Raw genomic sequence first — 21,407 nt, 5'->3', positions numbered from 1 at the left:
CTGGGCGAGCCAGTGGCCCGGCGGTATCGGAGACCGATGCTTTTGCGATCCGTCAGGCCCGGCGGGCCGACCGCCCAGTACGCTTGGTGCATCGGACTTCCACGTCATCCCGCCCGACATGCACGCCATCCTCATCCACGGCCTCGGCCGAACGCCCGTCTCGATGCTGCTGCTCGCCAGGCGCCTGCGTGCCAAGGGATTCACGACCCATCTGTTCGGCTACTCCGCCGCGTTCGAAGGCTGGGATGCGTGCGTCGGGCGGCTTCGCGGATTCATCGCCGCACGCACGCATGGCGAGCGCTTCATCGTGGTCGGACACTCGCTGGGATGCGTATTGACCCGGGCCGTTCTGCCGACCCTCGCGCATGCGCCGGAACTCGGCGTCTTCCTGGCGCCACCGAGCACGGCATCCAGTCTGGCGATCAAGCTGTCGAGGCGGTGGCTGTTCCGCGTGCTGACCGGCGAGATGGGCCAGTTGCTGGCCAGCCGGGACTTCATGGACGCCTTGCCGGTGCCCGACATTCCCTTGCGCGTGTACGCCGGCACCAAGGGCCCGCGCGGCAGGTGGATGCCGTTCGGCGACGAGTTGAACGACGGCGTCGTTTCAGTGAAGGAGGTCCGGCTGGGAGCGACGCCGGTGCAACTGCTGCCGACCATCCACACCCTCATCATGAATTCGCGCCAGGTGGCGGCCGATATCGGGGCGGCCGTGAAGCAGTGACGTGCGCTTCGCGCAGCGTTGGTCAGCCCGCTACTCGTACCACTCCCACGCCGCCAGCATCTCGCGCGCTTGCTCCGCGCTGCCGGTGAACGCGGCCAGTTGCTCGGCGACGTAGACCTTGCTGCTGGCCTTGAGCTCGAAGGTCTCGTCCAGCGCATCGTCCCCGAGTTTGGCCAGCGCATTGGCCACCGTGGCGATCGCGCCCAGTGCCGTCGCCAGGTCGGGTGCGAAGCGGCGCGGCGCGTTCCAGTGGCGCATGCCGGTGAAGTGGAACAGCACGCTACCGTCGTTGCGATCGAAGACGAAGGGAAGCCCGCCCTCCTGCGCGATCACGAGCCAGTGTTCCGGCCAGCCGTCGAGCCGGTTCGCGGGATTGCGCGACCACGCGTAGCCATCCTGCCGCGCCCAGAGCTTGTGCAGCGGCGGCACGCTCACCGGGTTGCCGCCCGTGTTGATGCTCAGCCCGTCGGGGCTGTCGGATGCGTCATGAAGATCGCCCCACGGCCCGACCTCGCGATAGAACTCGGCGATGGCTTCGGGCAGGGCGAAAGGGCCGTTCCAGTCACTGGCCGGCTGGGGTTTCAGGGCGCCCCATGGGGCCAGCAGCGGGCGGATCTGGTCGAAGCTGGGCATGGCGGTTTCCGTCCTTTCGTGCGCGAGGCCAGAACGGCTTATAGCTGAAGGATGCAGCGGCTGCCTGCTGCTCACGGGCAGCGGTTCGTCGCGATGCAGGCGTGTCCGAGTGCCGCCATCTGCGCGAGCTTTTCGACCGCCTGCGCGAAGAGCGCCGGCTGCGCCTTGAAGGTGAAGCGCACGTGTTCCGGCAGCTCGAGCGCGCCGGCGCCTTCGGGCGTGAGGGTGAGCGCGAGGCCTTCGCCCCGCACCGCGAGCGCCAGGACTTCCCCACTGCAGGCCAGGTCCTGGCTCGTGCGCTCCAGGTACAGCGCGTCTTCTTCGAGGATGCCGGTGGGGATCTTTCCGCAGACGATGTGCAGCACGTCCAGCGGCTCGCCCAGCGAGGCAAAGCCGAGCGTGAGCCACAGCATGCCGTCGTCGTCGCCCACGAAGAGTTCGACCACGTCGAAGGCGGTGACTAGAGGTTCCGGCACGGCGTGATTCATTCGGCGTGGAGTGAAGGTTTCGCGGGGACTCTAGGAGGCCGATGGCGGGTTCGCCAGTGTCGAAAGTCACCCCTTCTGGGCCGCGGGCATGCATGCCGCTCTCTCGCATCACTCTCGTACCATTACCCGCATGCGAACACTTCCACTCCCCACCGGCGGCGAGATGCCGGTCCTCGGCCTCGGCACCTGGCGCATGGGCGAGGTGGCCTCTCGCCGCGCGGCAGAGGTCGCCGCGGTGCGCGAAGCCATCGTGCTGGGCTACCGGCTCATCGATACCGCCGAGATGTACGGCGAAGGCGGCGCCGAGACCGTGCTCGGGCAGGCCGTCGGCGAGGCGCTGCGTGCGGGCGACGTGCGGCGTGACGAGCTCTTCATCGTGAGCAAGGTCTATCCGCACAACGCGAGCCGCCGCGGCACGCGCGAGGCCTGCGAGCGCAGCCTGAAGCGATTGGGGCTCGATGCCATCGACCTCTACCTGCTGCACTGGCGCGGCAGTCATCCGTTGAGCGAGACGGTCGAGGCGATGCATGCGCTCGTGGCGGGTGGGCGCATCGATCACTGGGGCGTGAGCAACTTCGACACCGATGACATGGACGAGCTGGCTGGTGTTGTCGGCAGCGGTCCGGCTTGTGCGGCGAACCAGGTGTACCTGTCGCTCGGCGAACGCGGCCCCGAGTTCAGCCTGCTGCCCTGGCTGCGTGAGCGCGGCATGCCGCTGATGGCCTATAGCCCGATCGACCAGGGCGCACTGGCTGGCGACGATGCGCTCGGAGAACTGGCGCAGCGCCTTGGCGTGACCGCCGCGCAGCTCGCACTGGCCGCGGTGATCGCGCGGCCCGGTGTCGTCGCGATTCCGAAGGCGGTGCGCAGCGCGCATCTTCAGGAAAATCTCGCAGCCGTCGAACTGAAGCTCGATGCCGCGACCCTCGCCGAGCTGGACCACCTGCACCCACCGCCGCGGCGCAAGACGCCGCTGGCGATGATCTGATTTCCTAGTGCGCCTCGGCCTGCTTGGCCGCAGCGATCACCGCCTGCTCGTCGTGCTTCGCGCCGTTGAGGAACAAGTTCAACAGCACCGCCGCAATCGACGCCAGCAGAATCCCCGACTCGATCAGCGAGTGGATCGCATGCGGCATCCACTGCTTGAAGTTCGGCGCGATCAGCGGAATCATCCCGACGCCGATCGAGACCGCGACGATCATCGCGTTGTGGCGGTTCGTCTTGAAGTCCACGCCCGAGAGAATGCGGATGCCGGTGGCGGCCACCATGCCGAACATCACGAGGCCCGCGCCGCCGAGCACGACGGTGGGCAGCGACTCGACCAGCGCCGCCATCTTCGGCAGCAGGCCCAGCACGATGAGGATCACGCCGCCCGCCACGCACACATAGCGGCTCTTGATGCCTGTGACGGCCACGAGGCCCACGTTCTGCGAGAAGCTGGTGTACGGAAAGGTGTTGAAGATGCCGCCGATCAGCGTGCCCAGGCCGTCGGTGCGCAAGCCCTTGGCCAGGTCCTTCTGCGTGATCTTGCGGTCGGTCATCTCGCCGAGCGCGAGGAACATGCCGGTCGATTCGATCATCACCACGATCATGATCAGCGTCATCGTCAAGATCAGGATCGGGTCGAACTGCGGCATGCCGAAGTGAAAGGGCAGCACGATGTCGACCCACGCGGCCTTGCCGACCTTCTCGTACGTCATGAGCCCGGTCACCGAGGCCACGACCGCGCCGATCACGATGCCCAGCAGCACCGAGATGTTGGCGACGAATCCCTTGGCGTACTTGACGATCAAGAGGATCGACACGAGCACCAGCGCGGCCACGCCGAAGCCCGAGAGGTCCGCGTACTTGGGGTTGGGCACGGTGGGCATGATCGCGAAGCCCTTGGGCACTGCGGGAATCGAGCTGCCCGGCGAGGTGACTTCGGCGAGCCACTTCGCGTACACCGGGTCGACCAGCGCGGGTGCCGTCGGCCCCACGGGGTTGCCGAAGATCCAGTTGATGCCCACGCGCATCAGGCTGATGCCGATGACCGCGATGATCGTGCCCGTGACCACCGGCGGAAAGAACCGCAGCATGCGGCTCACGAGCGGCGCGATCAGGATCGACACCACGCCCGCGCCGATGATCGCGCCGAAGAGCAACTGCGCGCCGTTCTGCCCGGGGTTGGCGTTGGCAATCGCCACCATCGGCGCGACCGATGCGAAGGTCACGCCCATCATCACCGGCAGCTTGATGCCGAACCACTGCGTGGCGCCCAGCGCCTGGATCAGCGTGGCGATGCCGCAGCAAAAGAGGTCGGCCGAGATCAGCAGTGCAACTTCATCGGGCGAGAGCTTGAGCGCGCGCCCGACGATGAGCGGCACCGCGACGGCGCCGGCGTACATCACCAGCACGTGCTGCAGGCCGAGGGCCGCGAGCTTGCCGGAGGGCAGGTGCTGGTCCACGGGGTGGACTGTGGAAGCAGTTGAAGAGGTCTCGGCCGTCATCGTGAATCTCCTGGCGCAGCAAGGGGAGAGAAGGCGCGGACGGCGCGTCGTTCCGCGGCGTCCACAAAGTGTGTACGCGAAACTGTATACAATTTATGCCGCAATCCGGATGCAGGAAAACCCGCACCGCAGACCGCTGTTTGTGGCTATTTGCCGCTATTTCAGGCGAGCAGCGCCTTGACCAGGTCCAGTTGCCGGTCGGGCTTGTCGGTGCCCAGCTCGAGGCTGGCCTCGATGCGTTCGAGGTGCTCGGTCATGCAGACCACCGCGCCTTCCACATCGCCTTTGCGGCAGATGCGTAAGAAATCCGAGTGCTCATCCGACGAGCAGTGCGGATCGTTCGACGAGTGATACAGCATCGCGATCAGCGAGCTGCGCGCCACCAGGTCGCGCACCAGCGCGGCCAGCGTGTGGTTGCCCGTGAACTCGGCCAGCGCCACGTGAAAGTCGCCCAGCACCTTCTCGCGCACCGTGCCCATCGCGGGGCTCTGGCGCAGCGCCGTGCGCTCGAACTTGATGTGCTGCTCCAGCACCTGGTAGTCGCGCGGCCGCGCATTCGCGATGAAGAGGCGCACCACTTCGCTCTCGAGGATGCGGCGCACCGCGAACACCTCGCGCGCCTCCTGCACCGTGGGTTGCGAGACGAAGGCGCCCTTGTCGGGAATCATCTCGATGAGCTTGTCCTTCGACAGCATCAGGAGCGCCGCGCGCACCTTCGTGCGGCTCACCGAATAGACGCGGCCCAGCGCCTCTTCGCGCAGCCACGTGCCGGGCGGCAGGCGCTTCTCGACGATGGCGGTGGCGATGTCCTGGGCGATGCTCTCGATGGAGCTGCCCTTGTCGGCGGCAGCCGCGCCGTTCTCGGTCGGCGCGGTGGATGTTTCGGGAAGAGCGGGGGTTTTGGTGCTGGCGCGGGGCATGCGGAGATTGTGGCTCAGCGTTCGATGGCCTTGCCCGCGCCGCCTGGCATCACCCGCGCAGCGTGAAGCCTTCAAGCGCCCCCGTCATGGTCTTGGGCAGCGGCCGCGCCAGCTCGCCGCGCTTGCTGGTCTTGAGCTTCAGCGTGACGAGCGATTCGATGAGCTTGGTGCCAGCGGCGACGCCGTCGATCACCGGCACGCCGAGCAGGTCGCTGATGTGTTCGCACAGGTCGGTCATGCCGGCGCAGCCGAGCACGATGCAGTCGGAGCCGTCTTCTTCGAGCGCGCGCCGGCATTCGTCGACGATGCGTTCGCGCGCATGCGAGCCGGGTTCTTCCAGTTCGAGCACCGGCAGTTCGCAGGCGCGCACATTGGCGCAAAAGCGCTCCATGCCGTAGATCTCGGCCAGGTGCCAGGCCTGGCCCATCGTGCGGCCCAGCGTGGTGACCACGCTGAAGCGGCTGCCGATCATGCTGGCCAGGTGCATCGCCGCTTCGGCGATGCCCACCACCGGGCCGCGCGCCAGCTCGCGTGCAGCCTTCAGGCCCGGGTCGCCGAAGCAGGCGATCACGTAGCCATCGATGCCGTCGCGTTCGCCCGCTGCAATCTCCTGCAACAGGCCGGGCACGGCCAGCGCCTCGTCGTAGTGGCTCTCGATGGAGACCGGCCCCATGGCCGGGCTGACCGCGACGATTTCCGTGCCGGCGTGCGCCACCGCGCGGGCGCAGGCGCCGATCTTCTCGGTCATGCTCCAGGTGGTGTTGGGGTTGATGATCTTGATGCGCACGGGGCGGCCCTTTCTTTCTCTTCGGTATTTCAAGTCTTGTTGTTGCGGTTCAAAAGCACGTAGAGCACGAAGCCCAGCCCCATGCCGATGAACCACGCATAGTTCGCGCCACCGCGCAGCGCCGGCACCATCACGCACAGGATCGGCACGAGGGCCGACGGCACCAGCGCCTGGATCGCCTTCGGGTTGTAGCCGTTGCTGTACCAGTACTTGCCCTGCTTGCTCATGGTGTAGAGCGCGTCCACGTCGATCTGTTGCTTGCGCACGATGTAGTAGTCGGCAATCAGGATGCCGAACAGCGGGCCGATGAACGAGCCCAGCACGTCGAGCGTGTAGTGAATGACCTCGGGGCTGTTGTACAGGTTCCAGGGTGTCAGGAACACCGAGCCCACCGCTGCGATCATGCCGCCCGTGCGCCAGCTGATGTGCTGCGGCGCCACGTTCGAGAAGTCGAAGGCCGGCGAGACGAAGTTGGCGACGATGTTGATGCCGATGGTGGCGATCATGAAGGTCAGCGCGCCCAGCACCACGGCCGTCGTGCTGTCGATCTTGCCCACGGTATGCACCGGATCGGTGATCAGTTCACCGAACACGGGCAGCGTCGCGGCCGTGGTGATCACCGTCAGCAGCGAGAAGAACACGAAGTTCACCGGCAGGCCCCAGAAGTTGCCCTTCTTCACCGCGTCGAAGCTCTTGCCGTAGCGGGAGAAGTCGCCGAAGTTGAGCATCGGGCCGCTGAAGTAGCTCACCACCAGCGCAATGGCCGAGAGCATCACCGGCAGCGCGTCCCAGCCCTGGAACTTGATGCCGCCCAGGTTCAGGTCGACCCTGCTCCAGCCCGCCTTCCACACCAGCCAGCCGCACAGCACGGCCATCACCACGTACACCGCCGGGCCGGCCCAGTCGATGAACTTGCGGATGGCTTCCATGCCGTGCCAGAACACGAAGGCCTGCAGCACCCACATGACCATGAAGGCGACCCAGCCGAGGGCGGAGAGGCCGACGAAGCCGTGCTGCGCGACATCGGCGTACGGCGCGAGGTTCGGGAACATGTGCAGCGCCAGCACCATGAAGGCGGCCGACGCAAGGTAGGTCTGTACGCCGTACCAGGCCACCGCGATCAGCCCGCGGATGATGGCCGGGATGTTCGCGCCCAGCACGCCGAAGGACGCGCGGCACACCACCGGGTAGGGCACGCCCGTCACCTGGCTGGGCTTGGCCACGAGGTTGCAGAAGAACTGCACGATCACGATGCCCACGAGCAGCGACACCAGCACCTGCCAGCTCGAGAGGCCGAGCGCGAACAGGCTGCCGGCCGTGATGTAGCCGCCCACGCTGTGCACGTCGGACATCCAGAACGCGAAGATGTTGTATTGGCCCCAGGTCTGTTTCTTGAGGGGCGCAAGGTCCTCGTTGGTCAGGCGCGGGTCGTAGCCGGGCTTGATGAGGGCGTTCGATTCCGCGTGCGGCGCAAGGCCCGCTTCGCTGGCCCCGGCGGGGGCGTGGCTGACGACTGTGCTCATGGTCTTTTCCTCGTTCAGGTGTTGGGGAGATGAAGCCAGTTTTTGACGCAAATATCGCGCCACATATCGAGTGCGTTATTTGTATACAAAAAATGCACGCAATCAAGACCATTCGGGGAATCATATATCCGTAGATTCCCTGATGCGGCTGCCGGTGGTCGGCACGACTGCGGGGGACGTCGCGACCCATCGCAGCGGGTGCCGGTCGGCAGCGGCAAGCAAAGCGATGCCGTAAATCGGATTTAATTTCTTCGAAATTGCCAATGGATAAATTAGACGAAGAAATTCCTTTTCGCAAGGCTCCTGGCCGAGATTAATTGCCAATTACTTGATGCGGGGGCAGGGCCGGTCTCCTTCGGCTGGCGTGCCGCAGGTCAACCGGCCCTCGGGTGACACGTCCCGCTGTTGGGGGTAATTGAATTGCGCGAATTAATTGTGTGTGTCAATTTCCGCAGGTAATCTCCCAGTCGAATTTATCGAGCGGGTCCTCAATACCGAAGAAACGAACGCAAGGCCCTCGGCGGCCCTCTGTACGGCTGGAGGAGAGCGGCCATCTTCGACGCGTCAGCTTCTTCGCCATGACCCTGAAAATCACCTCCCGGTCAAGCTCAATCGGCGTCCTAATTCTCTACTAATTAACAGGTCAGCCCATGGTCAGGCTGACTGTGGCTGCGAATTGGCGCGCCGCAAATGTATCCATTGAATTAGCAAAGAATTAGCAAAAAGCCAGGCGCCAATTTGACACATAGATGTCACTCGCTATTTCTACATTTCTCCTCGATGTGGCGTTTCGTACTCAAACGCACGATGCCCGCATGCCCCATGCAGGCCGGTCAAAACCATCGATAACCAACTGCCCCATATATATGATGATTTTCCAGAAAAGAGTTTTGCTCTCGTCATTGACGACGGTTGCGGCCTGCGTGCTGGCCGCTTGCGGAGGCGGAAGCGACGGGGGGAGCAACTTCTTCCCGAGCATTCCGCCGAACAACACGAGCAGCACGACTTACAGCGGCGTGGTGGCCGCCAGCGGCTACGTGCCGGGCAGCACCACGGGCAACCCGACCCTGAAGCCCGGCTACTACCAGAAGGCAACCGTCTTCGTCGACGCCAACGGCAATGGCGTGCTCGACAGCGGCGAGACGTCGGCCGTCACCGACGCCAGCGGCAAGTTCACGCTGACGACCAGCGCAACCGGACAGCTGGTGGCCGACATCGGCACCTCCGCGACCAACACCGCCACCGGCGCCACCGTGGCCAGCCACCTGGTCCTGCGCGCTTCGACCGCCCAGATCGCCGACCAGGGCGCGGGCAAGATCGTCATCAGCCCGCTGTCGAGCGAAGCGCAACGCCTGGTGGAAGCCAACAGCAGCACCTACGCGGCCGAAAAGGCCAACCTCGTTGCACGCCTGAATGGCCCGGCCTTCAACCTCGGCGATGCCAAGTTCAGCGATCCGCTGGCGGACGTGAACACCCTGAGCGGCGCCACCCAGTACGCGGCGCTGTACCAGGACAACGAGCTGACCAACCGCTACACCTACGCGACGGCCAAGCTCGACCGCAAGGACATGTTCCCCGACAACCTGGCCGTCGCGGGCGGTGACCCGCGCCTGGCGGGCCTCGCGGGCGTGACCCTCACCAACACCGACGGCACCCAGGCCACCCCCTCGGTGCCGACGCAGAAGCAGGCGGCCATCACCTTCGCGCAGGCGCAGCAGGCGGCCTTCAATGTGGAAGGCGTGCCGGCCTACGACAACATCTTCGTGATCATCGAGGAGAACAAGTCGACCGACGTGATCGTCGGCAACTCGCGGGCTGTGAACATCAACCACATCCTGAACAACTACAACCAGCTGAGCACGTACTACTCGACCGGCAACCCGTCCGAGCCGAACTACACCGCGCTGGGCGGCGGCGACGACTTCGGCATCACCGACGACAACTGGTTCGGTTGCGGTGTCATCCCCAACGGCCCCTACGCGCTCACCGACGTCGCGTTCGCCGGCGGCACGGCCTCCGACGGCCAGCCCCTGCCCGCCCAGGACAAGCTCCCGCCGGCGACCAGCGCCTCCCGCGCCGGCTACAGCGCGGCCAGCACGACCTGCGGCGACGCCCCGAGCACCGGCACCGTGCACAACGTTCCCGGCAGCAACCTGTTCACGTTGATGTCCAGGACGGGCCGCACCATCCGCACCTACAGCGAGTCGATGAACCCCGGTCAGGACACGCGCTCCGACAGCATTGCGGACGCATCCGTGGTCGCCACGTACGACACGAGCCGCCTGAAGGGTGTCACCAACCTCGACGGCTCCGCCGTGCCCGCCCTCGTCGGCACGCCCAACTTCGCGGTGGTGAACGGCCTCTACAAGGTCAAGCACGGCCCGTCGATCGCCTTCCAGGACGCACGCAACCTGCCCGAGTTCGCGGCCACCAACCGCACCATCTTCGGCACGCAGTACCAGGAAGCGGACTGGCTCAAGACCGCGGCCTACAAGGTTCCGAGCGGCTGGGTCTACGACCAGTTCAGCAAGGACCTGGCCACGGGCGATGTGGGCAACATCAACTTCATCGTTCCGGACCAGTGCGACGACATGCACGGCGTGGGCAGCGACACGAGCTGCCAGGGCGGCAACGACGGCCAGGGCGTGAACATCAAGCGTGCCGACATCTACCTGGGCATGACGGTCAAGGCGATCCAGAACTCGGCGCTGTGGAAGAACCCGCACAAGCGCGTGGCGATCGTCGTGATGTACGACGAAGGCGAAGGCGGCAGCAACGGCTCCTGCTGCGGCTGGAACGCGGGCGGCAAGACTTCGGGCGCCGCACCGGTGACCGTGGACGCGAGCGGCAAGGCGACGGCCACCACCCCGCCGACCAACTACGCCGCGGGCAACTTCGGCCACGGCAATTCGATCTTCGGCATCATCTCCAACCAGCAGGACGTGGGCACGGCGAAGAAGAAGGTCGCGGACAGCGATGCCTATAGCCACTTCTCGTTCGTGCGCACACTGCAGGACATGTTCCAGATCGCCGACCCGGCCGTCGATGCGACGTACCTGAACCGCGCCAAGTACTCGGAAGCGTTCATCACGGCCAACATCCTGGCGCTGCCGGAATACCAGAACAGCGCGGACACGCACTTCGACTCGGTGCGGCCGATCAACCATGCCTACGTGATCCCGGGCAACTACACGCAGAAGCTGTACGCGGCCGACATCGACGGTCAGGTCGACAGCGCCACGGGCCTGCTCGAAGGCAAGATCACTCCGCAGGTGGGTCCTGACGCAAGCCAGACGAACGTCTGGGCGACGAAGTAAACCGAAGACCGACCGGACAGACAGACGACAGAAAAGCCGCGGAGGGTTCGGAGGCTGGACGCGAGGCGCCTTGCCTGCGGGCCCCCGCGGCGCAAGCTTGAAGCGATTTTCCTTTTGATGAATCTGGTAACGGACAAGATGGTCCCGCTCGTCATGGCGCTCTCGGTAGCGCTATTGACTTTGACGGCTTGCAACGGGAACAGCAATGGCAGCGCGGCGGCGGCGGGCAGCAGCACCGCCGGCCCGCGCAAGCCGGTCCTGAGCACGCAGGCCCAGGTCGGGCAGCTGGCCTTCTTCGACAAGAACCTCTCGGGTGGCAGGAACATGTCGTGTGCGAACTGCCACGATCCGCAATACGCCTACGGTCCGCCGAACAGCATCTCGGTGCAACTGGGCTCCGACATCACGCAGACCGGCGCGCGCGCCGTGCCCTCGTTGCGCTACAGGGAATCGACGCCGGCCTTCAGCGAAGACGCGCCGAACCCCGATGGCGTGACCTCCAACTCGCCGGGTGGCGGCTTCATGTGGGACGGCCGCGGGACGACGATGGCGGCGCAGGCCGCACTGCCGCTGCTCAACCCGGTCGAGATGAACAACCGCTCGAAGGAAGCGGTCGTGAAGGCGGTGCAGAACGGCGCCTATGCCGATCTGTTCAAGCAGGCCTTCGGTGCCGACGTGTTCGACAACACCGATGTCGCCTTCGACGCCCTCGGCACCGCGATCCAGGCGCTGGAGACGGAAGACCTGAGCTTTCATCCGTACAGCAGCAAGTACGACCTCTATGTCTTCAACAAGATCGGCGGCGCGCTGACGCCGGCCGAACGGCGCGGCGAGGTGCTGTTCCACAGCACCGGCGTTACCAATTGCTCGGGCTGCCACTACACGGGCGCCAACTTCAACGGCAACAGCGGCCTGATGACGGACTTCACCTACCAGGCCCTGGGGGCGCCGCGCAACGACAGGTCGATTCCGAACAACCCGGACCCGATTCCGGCGAACGACGACCCGACGTACTTCGACATGGGCCTCTGCGGCCCCTTCCGTACCGACTACATGCCCGCCACGCCGGGCACGGCCCACCGGTACTGCGGCATGTTCAAGGTGCCGGTGCTGCGCAACGTGGCGACGCGCGGGGCCTTCTTCCACAACGGCGTGCTCCATTCGCTGGACCAGGTCGTCAACTTCTACAACACGCGGGACACCAATCCGGAGTACTGGTATCCCGCCCAGAACCACGACAACCACGACAGCGACAGCACCGGCAAGCCGCAGGCCAACCCGGTCTGGGCGCTGCAGCCCACCTCCGTGCCGGGCGCAACGGTCGACAAGTACAACGACCTGCCGCAAGCGCAGCAAGGCAACGTCGACGAGGAAGTGCCGCTCGGAACCGGCGAGGGCGGCGACAAGACGCTTGCCAGCGGCACGAAGCCGCGCGCGCCCGGTTCCACCCCGGTCATGACGCCGCAGCAGATCGCAGACCTGGTCTGCTTCCTGGGCACGCTGAGCGATGGCTACCAGTCTTCCTCCGCGCCATCGACCAGCGGCAGGTGCGTGAAGTGAAGACCAATACAAGCTCAGTCCTTCGATGCGTCGGCGGTGCGGTGTCCCTGCTGGTGCTGCTGTTCTCGCTCACCGGTTGCGACAACGAACAGGCGCGCCTTCCGAACCAGGAGAACTTCACCGCGACGACGAACGACTACCTCGCGCAGCGCGGGCATGTGTGCCTGGCCAAGTACGACTGGCCGATCACGGTGGTGGCCGGATCGCGCGAACCCGATGCGCAGCAGATGCCGGTGCTCGAGAAGCTGGGGCTGGTGACCGGCAAGGATGTCGTCGCCACCCCCAAGGACACGGCCGCGGCCGCGCCGGCCCGCGAATACGCGCTGACCGATGCGGGCCGCAAGTCCTACCTGCAGGTGCCCGTGGTGATCCGCACCACGACCGAGAACATCACGCACCCGGCCGACTTCTGCGCGGCCACGCTGAGCCTGGACCGCCTGATCGGCTGGGACCCGCCGCAAACGCGCGATGGCCGCACCGCGACCTCGTTGCTCTTCACCTATCGCATCGCGCCCGAACCCTGGGCGGCAACGCCCGAGGCGCAGCAGGCCTTTCCGTTGCTGGCGCGTGCCATCCAGCGCGAAGGAACGATGCAGATGCGCCTGGGCGTCCACCTGACGCAGCGCGGCTGGGTTGCGGACGAGCTCGATGCGCACTGACCGAATCCACGACCGCCACGCTATCCGTCAATCAACAACAAGACTCCGCATGAATTTCCGCTTCACCCGCCCGAGCCGTCGCTCCCCGGCATCGACGATCAAGACCCTGGCGGGCATCGCCCTGGTCTGCGCGCTGGCCGCATGCAGCACCAGCCACGATGCCAACGCACCCACTGCCGAGAACCTCGCGGCGCCGCTGGACGACTACCTGGCCCAGCGCGGCGACATCTGCCTCGCGATGTTCGACTGGCCGATCGACCTGACCGAAGCCGAGGCCGGTTCCGGCACCCGCCACGCCATCCAGTTTCCAGTGATGGAGCAACTGGGCCTGGTGCACAGCACCATCGTCGCCGTGCCGAAGAGCAGCGAGAACCCGGACGGCGCGATCAAGCGCTTCGAGCTGACCGACGCCGGCCGCAAGTTCTACAAGCCGCATGCGTCCGCAGTCCGCGGCGCCGAACAACAACATGCCAACGATTTCTGCGTGGCGCATCTCAAGCGCGAGCAGATCGTCGACGTCAAGGTCGACGCCTCCAGCGCGCAGCATCCGATGGCGGTGGTGAGCTATACCTACCGGATCGACACCGCGCCGTGGATGCAGGAGGCCGACGCGCAGCGCGTGTTCCCGATGATCGCGCGCATCGCCAACGGCGCGGGCGGGAAGCTGCAGCTGCGCCAGGGCTTCACGCGCGGCGACAAGGGCTGGGTTGCCCAGACGGGGCCGGTCTGAGTCGGAGAGGCTGACTCGCCCATGAGCACCGTCGTCCGCTTCTCGCCCGACCTGGGCCGCTGGCTCACGCACAACCTCAATGCCGGCCAGATGCCGCAGGCGCTGGTGGCCACGATGCTGAAGCAGGGCATGAACGAGCGGGCCGCACAAGCCATCGTCGCGGCCTACATCGATGCGCGCCAGCGGGGTGCTGCGATGCCGGCCGACGCCATCGAACTGCCGGACGAGGCGCCATCCAGGCCCGTGGCACGGCTCGCGCCGGGCACGCGAATCCTCGCGGCCGACCGCGAGATCGTCGTGCACTCGCGCGGCGAAGACCCGGTCTTTGCCGCGCTCGGCAACGTCGTGGATGCCGACGAATGCAAGGCCCTCATCGAGATGGCGAGGCCGCGCCTGAAACCTTCCACGCTGGTCGACCCGATGAGCGGCCGCGATGTGGTGAGCGACAAGCGCGCGAGCTGGGGCATGTTTTTCCGATTGAGCGAGAACGACCTGGTCGCCCGCCTCGATCGACGCCTTTCCGCGCTGATGAACCTCCCGCTGGAAAACGGCGAGGGGCTGCAACTGCTGTACTACCCCACCGGCGCAGGCAGCGAGCCGCACTACGACTACCTGGCGCCCACCAACGCCGCCAACCGCGAATCCATCGCGCGAAGCGGCCAGCGTGTGAGCACCCTGGTGACCTACCTGAACGACGCGCCCGAAGGCGGCCAGACCGTCTTCCCGCAACTCGGCCTGGCGGTTTCGCCGATTCGCGGCAATGCCTGCTACTTCGAGTACTGCGATGGCAACGGCCGGGTCGATACGCGCTCCCTGCACGCGAGCGCGCCGGTGACGCGGGGCGACAAATGGGTCATGACGAAATGGATGCGTGAGCGCCGCTTCGTGGCCGCCGAGGGCGTCGAACACCGCTGAAAGCCGACCCGGTCATGGAGCAACGCTTCCATGCACCCGGTCGTCGGGACGCCACGGTGCGTTGTGGCGGGGTGGTTCCGCGCGTACCCTGCACATGTCGCTGCCGCCGGGGTGGCGTGAATCCGAAAATCGCCAGGTCGAATGGCCGGTGCGTTCTTAACGGGAAATTAATCGCTTCCCGGCAAGATCGACCACCGCCATTCCATGCCGCCAACCGCAACCGCCCCCGATGCACCTCCTCCTGGTTGAAGACGACAGCATGCTCGCCGAGGCGATCTGCGACGGCGCGCGCCAGACCGCCTGGACGATCGATCACGTGGGCGACGCCGCCGGCGCGCGGCTCGCGCTGGTCGACCATGCCTATGCGGCGGTGCTGCTCGACATCGGACTGCCCGGCGAGTCGGGCCTGAGCGTGCTGCGTTCTCTGCGCAGCCGCTACGACCCGACGCCTGTACTCATGCTCACCGCGCGCGGCCAATTGAGCGAGCGCATCCTCGGGCTCGATGCCGGCGCCGACGACTACCTGGTCAAGCCCTTCCAGTTCGACGAGCTGTGGGCGCGCGTGAGGGCCGTCATCCGCCGCAGCCAGGGGCGCGTGATTCCCGTCTTCAGGCATGGCGACATCCAGCTCGACCGCAGCCGGCGCGTGGTCACGCGGGGCGGCGTCGAGGTTCCGTTGAGCGCGCACGAATACCGCACGCTGCTGGCGCTGCTCGAGCGCCCCGGCCATGTCGTCACGCGCGACCATCTGCAGGATGTGGTCTACGGCACGGCCAGCACCATCGAGAGCAACACCATCGCGGTCTTCATTCACCAGCTGCGCCGCAAGCTCGGCGACGACCTCATCCGCACGGTTCACGGTCATGGCTACGTGATCGGGCAGGCGCAGCCATGAAGTCGCTCCAGGGGCGAATGCTCGTCGTGCTCGGCGCGACGATCTTGCTGTGCTGGGCGGTTGCGCTCGCGGTGCTGTTCGTCTACGTGCGGCAGAACCAGGCCAGCATCTGGGACAACAAGCTCGAATCGATGGCCACCCGCGTGCTGCTGGCCATCCCCGCCAAGACCAACCTTCCGGACGCACGGCGCGAAAGCCTGCAACTGCGCCCGGATGCCTTGCCGAAGAACGACCAACTGGCGTTTCAGGTCTGGGTCGACCGCACCCGACTCTCGGTTCGCACACCGGGTGCACCGGCCACGCCCCTCAGGCCGGACTTTGCCGAAGGCATTGCCACCACCGTCATCGACGGCGAGCGCTGGCGCGTCTATTCCGTCTCGGACAGCATGGGACGCATCTATGTCCAGGTGGGCAACCTGCAGCGCGTGGTCGATAGCGATCTGCGGGCCAAGGCGTTCATCGCGCTGGCCATCAACACCGTGTTGCTGGCGCTCGTGGGCGGGCTGATGTGGGTTGCCGTGCGGCATTCGCTCAAGCCCGTGACCGCGATGCAGGCCACCTTGCGCGAGCGCCAGACCTTCGACCTCACGCCCGTGCCGATGGCGGACCTGCCCTCGGAACTGCGGCCGCTGGTCGCATCGTTCAACCATCTGCTCGACCAGCTAGACAAGGCGGTCGAGGGAGAGCGGCGTTTCATCGGCGATGCGGCGCACGAACTGCGCACGCCCCTGTCGGCCCTGCAGGCGCAGGCGCAGGTTGCGATGCAGGCGACCACGGTGGCCGAGAAGAACGTGGCACTGGCCAAGCTGCTGCTCGTGGTGGAGCGCAGCGTTCGGCTGTCGGAGCAGATGCTCGACCTCGCCCGGCTCAACGCCGGCGCGATCGTGAGCCGCCACGTGCCCGTCGACCTGAGCGAGCTGGTGCTGTACGTGGCGCGCGAATTCGAGGTGCACGCCAAACAGCAGGGCCGCTCGATCTTCCTGGCGATCGAGTCCGGCTGGATCGCATGCGACATCGACGAGATCGGCATCCTGCTGCGCAACCTCGTGGACAACAGCCTGCGCCACACGCCGGCAGGAGCGCGCATCCGCATCGCTTGCGGCGTCGTGCTGGAAGGCGGCGTGACGCAGGTGTTCCTGGAGGTGGCGGACGACGGGCCGGGCGTGCCCGAGGCCGAGCGCGAGGCCATCTTCGAGCGCTTTCACCGGGTGGCCGGCACGGGCTCGCGCGGCAGCGGGATCGGGCTCTCGCTGGTGGCTGGCATTGCGAATCTGCACCGCGCCACCGTCCGCACCGGCGAGGGGCTCGACGGCCGTGGCTTCAGTGTGCGGATCCTGTTCCCGGCATCGGACCGGGCCGCCTAGCCCCGGCCTGCCGCCATTGCCGCCGTACAGGAGGTTTTGCCGGCGCTGCAGGCTGCGGGCGCTGCTCACCCCGGCGTCTTGCTGCAGCCCTGGCGTGTCTGCACCTCGGCGAGCTTGAGTTCGCGTTCCTCGGCTTGCGACAGCGCGGAGTTCGCATTGACGTACCTCGCGGCCACGAGGATCGGCAGCACCACGTGCCAGGAATCGCTGCGCGCCTGCGTCGCGACGCGCCTGCTCTCGCCGGCCATGGCGGTTTCGGCGTCGAGTTCGCGGCAGGTCATCTGCGAGAAGCGCGACTCGGGGGTGGCGCTCATCGGAATGCTGGTGCATGCCGAGACAAGCAGCACCGCAATGAGCGCGAGGAAGGGGGATTTGAGACGGTTCGGCACGGAAGCTCCAGTTCGGTGCGAGCTAGGACGACATGTCTTTCGCTGGCAGAACCGGATGCTGATCCGCAGCCTTTAATAACTCTTTAGGGGTTTTAGGATTTGATTAGGCGCAGGCGCGCCGCCGCATGCATGCATTCTTCTTTTGGGTGCGTCGAAAGAATGTCTATGCAGCGAGCGAGGCGCACGGCCTACTGCGCCGCGACCTTCACGAACACCGGGTTCGAGTAGAACCACAGGTCGCTGTAGTTGCGTGCATTGATGGCGTTGAAGCGCGCCACGTTGTCCGCACCGGTCGTCTGCGCATGAAGCGCTTGACGACGCGGGTCGACGGATTCGTGTCGCGCGCGTAGCCGGGCGTGCCCGGGGTTTCGCGGCCGGTCACGTCGCCAGCGATCAGGTCGACGTGATCGACCACCGGCTTCACGTTGGCGAAGACGCCGCTGCCAAGCTGGAATCCTGTCGTGACGCGGCGATGAAAGTGAAGTGAAAGGCTTGAGCGGGAAAGGCCGCAGTCCGGGCGGCGGGAACGCTCGCTACAGTGAACCACCGGCACACGTCACCCGCCGGGCACAAGGACGACACGTGCGACATCTTCTTCCATCGGTTCTTGCCGCGGCCATCGTCGCGACCCTCTCCACGATCTCCATGAACGCGGCCGCGCAGCCGATCACCAGCGAAAGCTGCAACGCCAAGCGCGAGGCCATCGAGCGCGACATCGACGCGGCCAAGGCCAAGGGCCAGGCGCAGCGGGTGCGTGGGTTGGAGCGTGCGCTGAGCGCCAACCAGCGCAACTGCAGCCAGGAGCGGCTGCAGGCCGAGCACCGCAAGCGCGTCCAGGCGCAGGAGCGCAAGGTGGCCGAGCGGCAGCGCGAGCTGGCGGAGGCGAAGCACAAGGGCCGCGCCGACAAGATCGCGCAGCGCGAGAGCAAGCTGCGCGAGGAAGAAACCGAGCTCGAGCGGCTGAAGGCCACCCACTGACCGTCGGCGCGGAGGATCAGGCCAGCAGGTCGCTCAGCGTGCGTGCCACCACCTTGGTGGCGCGGCGCAGGTCTTCGAGCACCACGCGCTCGTCGCTGCGCTTGGCGTGCGATTCGAGCACGGTGCGCGGACCGGCGCCGTAGATCACGCCGGGAATGCCGGCCTCGCCGTACAGGCGCACGTCGGTGTAGAGCGGCGTTCCCATGGCCCTGATCGGCTCGCCGAACAGCTCGCCGCCGTGCTTCTGGATCGCATCGACCAGCGGCTTGTTGCCCGCGAGCGGCTTCATCGAATTGGCCAGCAGCAGGCGCTTGATGTCCACCGTGATGCCGGCGCTCTCTGCGGCCGCATCGGCGATCACCTTGCGGATCGTCGCCTCGACCTCGACCGGGTTCTCCTCGGGGATCATGCGGCGGTCGAGCTTGAACACGACCTTGCCGGGCACGACGTTGGTGTTGGTGCCGCCTTCGATGCGGCCGACGTTGAGGTAGGGGTGCGTGATGCCTTCGACCTTCGATGTCACCTGCTGGTAGAGCGTGTTCTGCGCGTAGAGCGCGTTCAGGATCTTCACCGCGCCTTGCAGCGCATCGACGCCGGTGGTCGGAATGGCGGCGTGCGCCATCTTGCCGTGCACCGTCACCTCCATCTGGAGGCAGCCGTTGTGGGCCGTGACGACTTCGTAGCTGAAGCCGGCCGCGATCATCAGGTCGGGCTTGGTCAGGCCCTTCTCGAGCAGCCAGCCCGGGCCGAGGATGCCGCCGAATTCCTCGTCGTAGGTGAAGTGCAGTTCGACGCTGCCCTTGGCCGGCTTGGCGACCGCTTCGAGCGCACGCAGCGCGAAGGTGAAGCTCGCAAAGTCGCTCTTGCTCACCGCGGCGGCGCGGCCGTAGAGGCTGCCGTCGGCGATCTCGCCGCCGTAGGGATTGTGCGTCCAGCCTTCGCCCGGGGGCACCACGTCGCCGTGGGCATTGAGCGCGACCGTCAGGCCGCCGTTGCCGTAGGTGCGGCGCACGATCAGGTTGGTGATCGATTCGAGCCCGTAGTCCTTCACCTCTTGCGCGGGCACGGCGTGCTTCTCGGCGTCGAGGCCGAAGTCCTTCAGCAGCTCGGCGGTGCGCTCGGCGTGCGGCGCGTTGTTGCCGGGCGGGGTGTCGGTGGGCACGCGCACGAGTTCCTGCAGGAACTTCACTTCCTCGTCGAAGTGGGCGTCGATCCAGGCGTCGAGCTTGGCGTAGTCGGTCATGGGTGTTCTTCTGAGAGTCAATGTGCTTGTTCAGCTGCGAGGTCGTTCAGCAGGTTCTGGAAGGCCTGCACCGCGAGCTGAATGTCGTCGTTGGTGCTCGATTCGAGCGGGTTGTGGCTGATGCCCGAGTTGATGCCGCGCACGAAGAGCATGGCCTGCGGCATCACCTCGTGCAGCTTCATCGCGTCGTGGCCAGCGCCGCTGGGCATGCGGAAGAGCGGGATGCCCAGCGCGTCGACCGCTTTCTCCCAGCGCTGCTGCCAGGCGGGCGCGCTCGGCGCGGCCGAGGCGCGCATGCTTTCCTCGATCTCGTAGCGCACGCCGCGGCGTTCGCAGATGGCCTTGAGTTCGGCGAGCACGTCGTCGGTCAGCGCATCGCGCTGCGCGTTGTTCGGCGCGCGCATGTCCAGGCTGAACTTGCAGCGGCCCGGCACCACGTTGATGGAGCCGCTGGGCACTTCGAGCATGCCGACGGTGCCGACCGAGTCGCCGTCTTTCGCGGCGCGCTGCTCGGTGTAGAGGATGAGTTCGGCCACCGCGGCGGCGGCGTCGCGGCGGCGGTCCATCGGCGTGGTGCCGGCATGGCTGGCTGTGCCGATCACTTCGCCCACGAAGCGCACGCCGCCGTTGATGGCGGTGACGATGCCCAGCGGCAGGTCGAGTTCGGTGAGCACCGGGCCCTGTTCGATGTGCACTTCCACAAAGCCGAGGTAGCGTGCCGGATCGCGCTGGATCTTCGGAATGTCTTCCTGCTTCAGGCCCGCGTGCTGCATGGCCTCGCGCATGGTGATGCCGTCGGCATCCTTCTGGTCGAGCCAGCGCTGGTTGAAATGGCCGATGAGCGCGCCCGAGCCGAGGAAGGTCGCCTTGTAGCGCTGGCCTTCTTCTTCCGCGAAGCCGACGACTTCGAAGGCGAAGGGCAGGCGCTTGCCCTGGCGCGCGAGTTCGCGCACGCAGGCGATCGGCACGAAGATGCCCAGGCGCCCGTCGTACTTGCCGCCGTTGCGCACGGTGTCGTAGTGCGAGCCGGTGAGCAGGGTCTTCGCGTCGGGCGTTGCGCCTTCATAACGGCCGACGACATTGCCGACCGCATCGATGTGCACCGAGTCGAAGCCCACATCGCGCATCAGCGCGCTGATCTGCGCGGCGCAGGCGCGGTGCGCATCGGTCAGGTAGGTGACGGTGAGCTGGCCCTTCTCGGCATAGCCGGGGTCGGTGTGCACCGCGAGCTGTTCCTGCCAGTCCCACACGTCGTTGCCGAGCGTGATGTCGGCCGCGAACTTGTCGTTCAGGCGGATCTCGGCGATGCGGTGGATGTTGCGCAGCGCTTCGCCGAGTTCGAAGTCCGGATGATTGAAGAGTCGGCGCTCGAAGGTGTCGATGATCTCGCGCTTGGCGAGGCCGGTGCCGCGCGGGCCGCGCACCGCGAGGATGAAGGGAAAGCCGAACTTCGCGTTGTAGTCGGCGTTGAGCTTCTGGATCTTCGCGAACTCTTCGGGCGTGCAGTCGGTAAGGCCGGCCTTGCTCTGCTCGTTGGTCGATTCGGCGGTGAGCGTCTTGCTCACCATGGCCTTGCCTGCAAGCTCGGGGTGAGCGCGGATCAGGCCGATCTGTTCGTCGGCAGACGATGCGGCCAGCGCCTGCACCAGCGCATGCTTCAGGTGCGCGAGCGAACGGAAGGGGCGGGCGGGCAGCGCGCGCTGCGCGATCCAGGGCGAGTGTTCATAGATGCCGTCGAGCAACGCGACAGCTTCGGCCGGCACGGCCGCATTGAGTTGGGAGATGGTGAGGCTCAT

At 66.3% G+C, this 21,407-nt stretch carries 19 protein-coding genes and 1 pseudogene; 10 read left to right on the top strand and 10 right to left on the bottom strand.

Annotated features, from left to right (window positions below):
* The first annotated feature begins 118 nt into the window (after positions 1 to 118).
* Positions 119 to 721, top strand: a complete 603-nt coding sequence (locus tag NU688_RS14520) for a triacylglycerol lipase (protein ID WP_257861379.1) — start codon at positions 119 to 121, stop codon at positions 719 to 721.
* A gap of 30 nt (positions 722 to 751) precedes the next feature.
* Here NU688_RS14520 and NU688_RS14515 read toward each other — a convergent pair whose 3' ends face one another.
* Together NU688_RS14515 and NU688_RS14510 are read right to left on the bottom strand one after the other, a co-directional pair.
* Positions 752 to 1,354 (bottom strand): hypothetical protein, encoded by a 603-nt coding sequence (locus tag NU688_RS14515; RefSeq protein ID WP_257861378.1) that lies wholly within the window; start codon positions 1,352 to 1,354, stop codon positions 752 to 754.
* A 71-nt stretch (positions 1,355 to 1,425) separates the two neighbouring features.
* Positions 1,426 to 1,830, bottom strand: coding sequence for a hypothetical protein (locus tag NU688_RS14510; RefSeq protein ID WP_257861377.1), 405 nt, complete (start codon positions 1,828 to 1,830; stop codon positions 1,426 to 1,428).
* A 142-nt stretch (positions 1,831 to 1,972) separates the two neighbouring features.
* Here NU688_RS14510 and NU688_RS14505 point away from each other — a divergent pair, with 142 nt between their 5' ends.
* Complete coding sequence (locus NU688_RS14505) at positions 1,973 to 2,830, top strand: aldo/keto reductase (protein ID WP_257861376.1); 858 nt, start codon at positions 1,973 to 1,975, stop codon at positions 2,828 to 2,830.
* A 4-nt stretch (positions 2,831 to 2,834) separates the two neighbouring features.
* Here the strand turns inward: NU688_RS14505 and NU688_RS14500 are convergent, their stop codons facing one another.
* From NU688_RS14500 to NU688_RS14485, 4 genes are all read right to left on the bottom strand, one after another.
* On the bottom strand, positions 2,835 to 4,331 hold the full coding sequence (locus tag NU688_RS14500) for a nucleobase:cation symporter-2 family protein (protein ID WP_257861375.1): 1,497 nt from the start codon (positions 4,329 to 4,331) through the stop codon (positions 2,835 to 2,837).
* A 161-nt stretch (positions 4,332 to 4,492) separates the two neighbouring features.
* A complete protein-coding gene (locus NU688_RS14495; protein WP_257861374.1) occupies positions 4,493 to 5,251 on the bottom strand; it encodes a GntR family transcriptional regulator in 759 nt (252 codons plus the stop codon).
* A 49-nt stretch (positions 5,252 to 5,300) separates the two neighbouring features.
* Positions 5,301 to 6,038: an aspartate/glutamate racemase family protein gene (locus NU688_RS14490; RefSeq protein ID WP_257861373.1), complete on the bottom strand. Its 738-nt coding sequence runs from the start codon at positions 6,036 to 6,038 to the stop codon at positions 5,301 to 5,303.
* A 29-nt stretch (positions 6,039 to 6,067) separates the two neighbouring features.
* Positions 6,068 to 7,561: an NCS1 family nucleobase:cation symporter-1 gene (locus tag NU688_RS14485; RefSeq protein WP_257861372.1), complete on the bottom strand. Its 1,494-nt coding sequence runs from the start codon at positions 7,559 to 7,561 to the stop codon at positions 6,068 to 6,070.
* Between the two features lie 869 nt (positions 7,562 to 8,430).
* Here NU688_RS14485 and NU688_RS14480 point away from each other — a divergent pair.
* From NU688_RS14480 to NU688_RS14450, 7 genes are all read left to right on the top strand, one after another.
* Complete coding sequence (locus NU688_RS14480; protein ID WP_257861371.1) at positions 8,431 to 10,878, top strand: alkaline phosphatase family protein; 2,448 nt, start codon at positions 8,431 to 8,433, stop codon at positions 10,876 to 10,878.
* Between the two features lie 117 nt (positions 10,879 to 10,995).
* The gene (locus tag NU688_RS14475) at positions 10,996 to 12,438 is read left to right on the top strand and encodes a cytochrome c peroxidase (RefSeq protein ID WP_257861370.1); all 1,443 of its coding nucleotides are present in this window, start codon (positions 10,996 to 10,998) and stop codon (positions 12,436 to 12,438) included.
* On the top strand, positions 12,435 to 13,097 hold the full coding sequence (locus NU688_RS14470) for a hypothetical protein (RefSeq protein WP_257861369.1): 663 nt from the start codon (positions 12,435 to 12,437) through the stop codon (positions 13,095 to 13,097). The genes NU688_RS14475 and NU688_RS14470 overlap by 4 nt, the downstream gene beginning before the upstream one ends.
* Before the next feature lie 49 nt (positions 13,098 to 13,146).
* Positions 13,147 to 13,827 (top strand): hypothetical protein, encoded by a 681-nt coding sequence (locus NU688_RS14465; protein ID WP_257861368.1) that lies wholly within the window; start codon positions 13,147 to 13,149, stop codon positions 13,825 to 13,827.
* A 21-nt stretch (positions 13,828 to 13,848) separates the two neighbouring features.
* Positions 13,849 to 14,742 (top strand): 2OG-Fe(II) oxygenase, encoded by an 894-nt coding sequence (locus NU688_RS14460; protein WP_257861367.1) that lies wholly within the window; start codon positions 13,849 to 13,851, stop codon positions 14,740 to 14,742.
* Between the two features lie 229 nt (positions 14,743 to 14,971).
* Positions 14,972 to 15,637, top strand: coding sequence for a response regulator transcription factor (locus NU688_RS14455; RefSeq protein WP_257861366.1), 666 nt, complete (start codon positions 14,972 to 14,974; stop codon positions 15,635 to 15,637).
* The gene (locus NU688_RS14450) at positions 15,634 to 17,001 is read left to right on the top strand and encodes a HAMP domain-containing sensor histidine kinase (RefSeq protein WP_257861365.1); all 1,368 of its coding nucleotides are present in this window, start codon (positions 15,634 to 15,636) and stop codon (positions 16,999 to 17,001) included. The genes NU688_RS14455 and NU688_RS14450 overlap by 4 nt, the downstream gene beginning before the upstream one ends.
* Before the next feature lie 65 nt (positions 17,002 to 17,066).
* Here the strand turns inward: NU688_RS14450 and NU688_RS14445 are convergent, their stop codons facing one another.
* Positions 17,067 to 17,390 (bottom strand): hypothetical protein, encoded by a 324-nt coding sequence (locus NU688_RS14445; protein WP_257861364.1) that lies wholly within the window; start codon positions 17,388 to 17,390, stop codon positions 17,067 to 17,069.
* 188 nt (positions 17,391 to 17,578) lie between these two features.
* Positions 17,579 to 17,844, bottom strand: a pseudogene (locus NU688_RS14440) (S-layer protein); the annotation flags it as partial.
* A 128-nt stretch (positions 17,845 to 17,972) separates the two neighbouring features.
* Here NU688_RS14440 and NU688_RS14435 point away from each other — a divergent pair.
* Complete coding sequence (locus tag NU688_RS14435) at positions 17,973 to 18,368, top strand: DUF1090 domain-containing protein (RefSeq protein WP_257861362.1); 396 nt, start codon at positions 17,973 to 17,975, stop codon at positions 18,366 to 18,368.
* A gap of 16 nt (positions 18,369 to 18,384) precedes the next feature.
* Here NU688_RS14435 and NU688_RS14430 read toward each other — a convergent pair whose 3' ends face one another.
* Both NU688_RS14430 and uraD read right to left on the bottom strand, forming a co-directional pair.
* Positions 18,385 to 19,611 carry a M20/M25/M40 family metallo-hydrolase gene (locus tag NU688_RS14430; protein WP_257861360.1) on the bottom strand — a complete coding sequence of 409 codons (1,227 nt, stop codon included), beginning with the start codon at positions 19,609 to 19,611 and terminating at the stop codon, positions 18,385 to 18,387.
* Between the two features lie 17 nt (positions 19,612 to 19,628).
* Positions 19,629 to 21,407, bottom strand: coding sequence for a 2-oxo-4-hydroxy-4-carboxy-5-ureidoimidazoline decarboxylase (gene uraD / locus NU688_RS14425; protein ID WP_257861358.1), 1,779 nt, complete (start codon positions 21,405 to 21,407; stop codon positions 19,629 to 19,631).

This window comes from Variovorax sp. ZS18.2.2 (assembly GCF_024701975.1).
In the GTDB taxonomy this organism is placed as follows: domain Bacteria; phylum Pseudomonadota; class Gammaproteobacteria; order Burkholderiales; family Burkholderiaceae_C; genus Variovorax.
The sequence above is the reverse complement of the archived record's forward strand: the minus strand, read 5'-3'. Positions and strand labels throughout refer to the sequence as shown.

Bases quoted from the DNA above. Each gene is read 5' to 3' on its own strand.
- NU688_RS14520 (WP_257861379.1), top strand. From the start codon at position 119: ATGCACGCCATCCTCATCCACGGCCTCGGCCGAACGCCCGTCTCGATG.
- NU688_RS14515 (WP_257861378.1), bottom strand. From the start codon at position 1,354: ATGCCCAGCTTCGACCAGATCCGCCCGCTGCTGGCCCCATGGGGCGCC.
- NU688_RS14505 (WP_257861376.1), top strand. From the start codon at position 1,973: ATGCGAACACTTCCACTCCCCACCGGCGGCGAGATGCCGGTCCTCGGC.
- NU688_RS14500 (WP_257861375.1), bottom strand. From the start codon at position 4,331: ATGACGGCCGAGACCTCTTCAACTGCTTCCACAGTCCACCCCGTGGAC.
- NU688_RS14495 (WP_257861374.1), bottom strand. From the start codon at position 5,251: ATGCCCCGCGCCAGCACCAAAACCCCCGCTCTTCCCGAAACATCCACC.
- NU688_RS14485 (WP_257861372.1), bottom strand. From the start codon at position 7,561: ATGAGCACAGTCGTCAGCCACGCCCCCGCCGGGGCCAGCGAAGCGGGC.
- NU688_RS14480 (WP_257861371.1), top strand. From the start codon at position 8,431: ATGATTTTCCAGAAAAGAGTTTTGCTCTCGTCATTGACGACGGTTGCG.
- NU688_RS14475 (WP_257861370.1), top strand. From the start codon at position 10,996: ATGAATCTGGTAACGGACAAGATGGTCCCGCTCGTCATGGCGCTCTCG.
- NU688_RS14465 (WP_257861368.1), top strand. From the start codon at position 13,147: ATGAATTTCCGCTTCACCCGCCCGAGCCGTCGCTCCCCGGCATCGACG.
- NU688_RS14460 (WP_257861367.1), top strand. From the start codon at position 13,849: ATGAGCACCGTCGTCCGCTTCTCGCCCGACCTGGGCCGCTGGCTCACG.
- NU688_RS14455 (WP_257861366.1), top strand. From the start codon at position 14,972: ATGCACCTCCTCCTGGTTGAAGACGACAGCATGCTCGCCGAGGCGATC.
- NU688_RS14450 (WP_257861365.1), top strand. From the start codon at position 15,634: ATGAAGTCGCTCCAGGGGCGAATGCTCGTCGTGCTCGGCGCGACGATC.
- NU688_RS14430 (WP_257861360.1), bottom strand. From the start codon at position 19,611: ATGACCGACTACGCCAAGCTCGACGCCTGGATCGACGCCCACTTCGAC.
- uraD (WP_257861358.1), bottom strand. From the start codon at position 21,407: ATGAGCCTCACCATCTCCCAACTCAATGCGGCCGTGCCGGCCGAAGCT.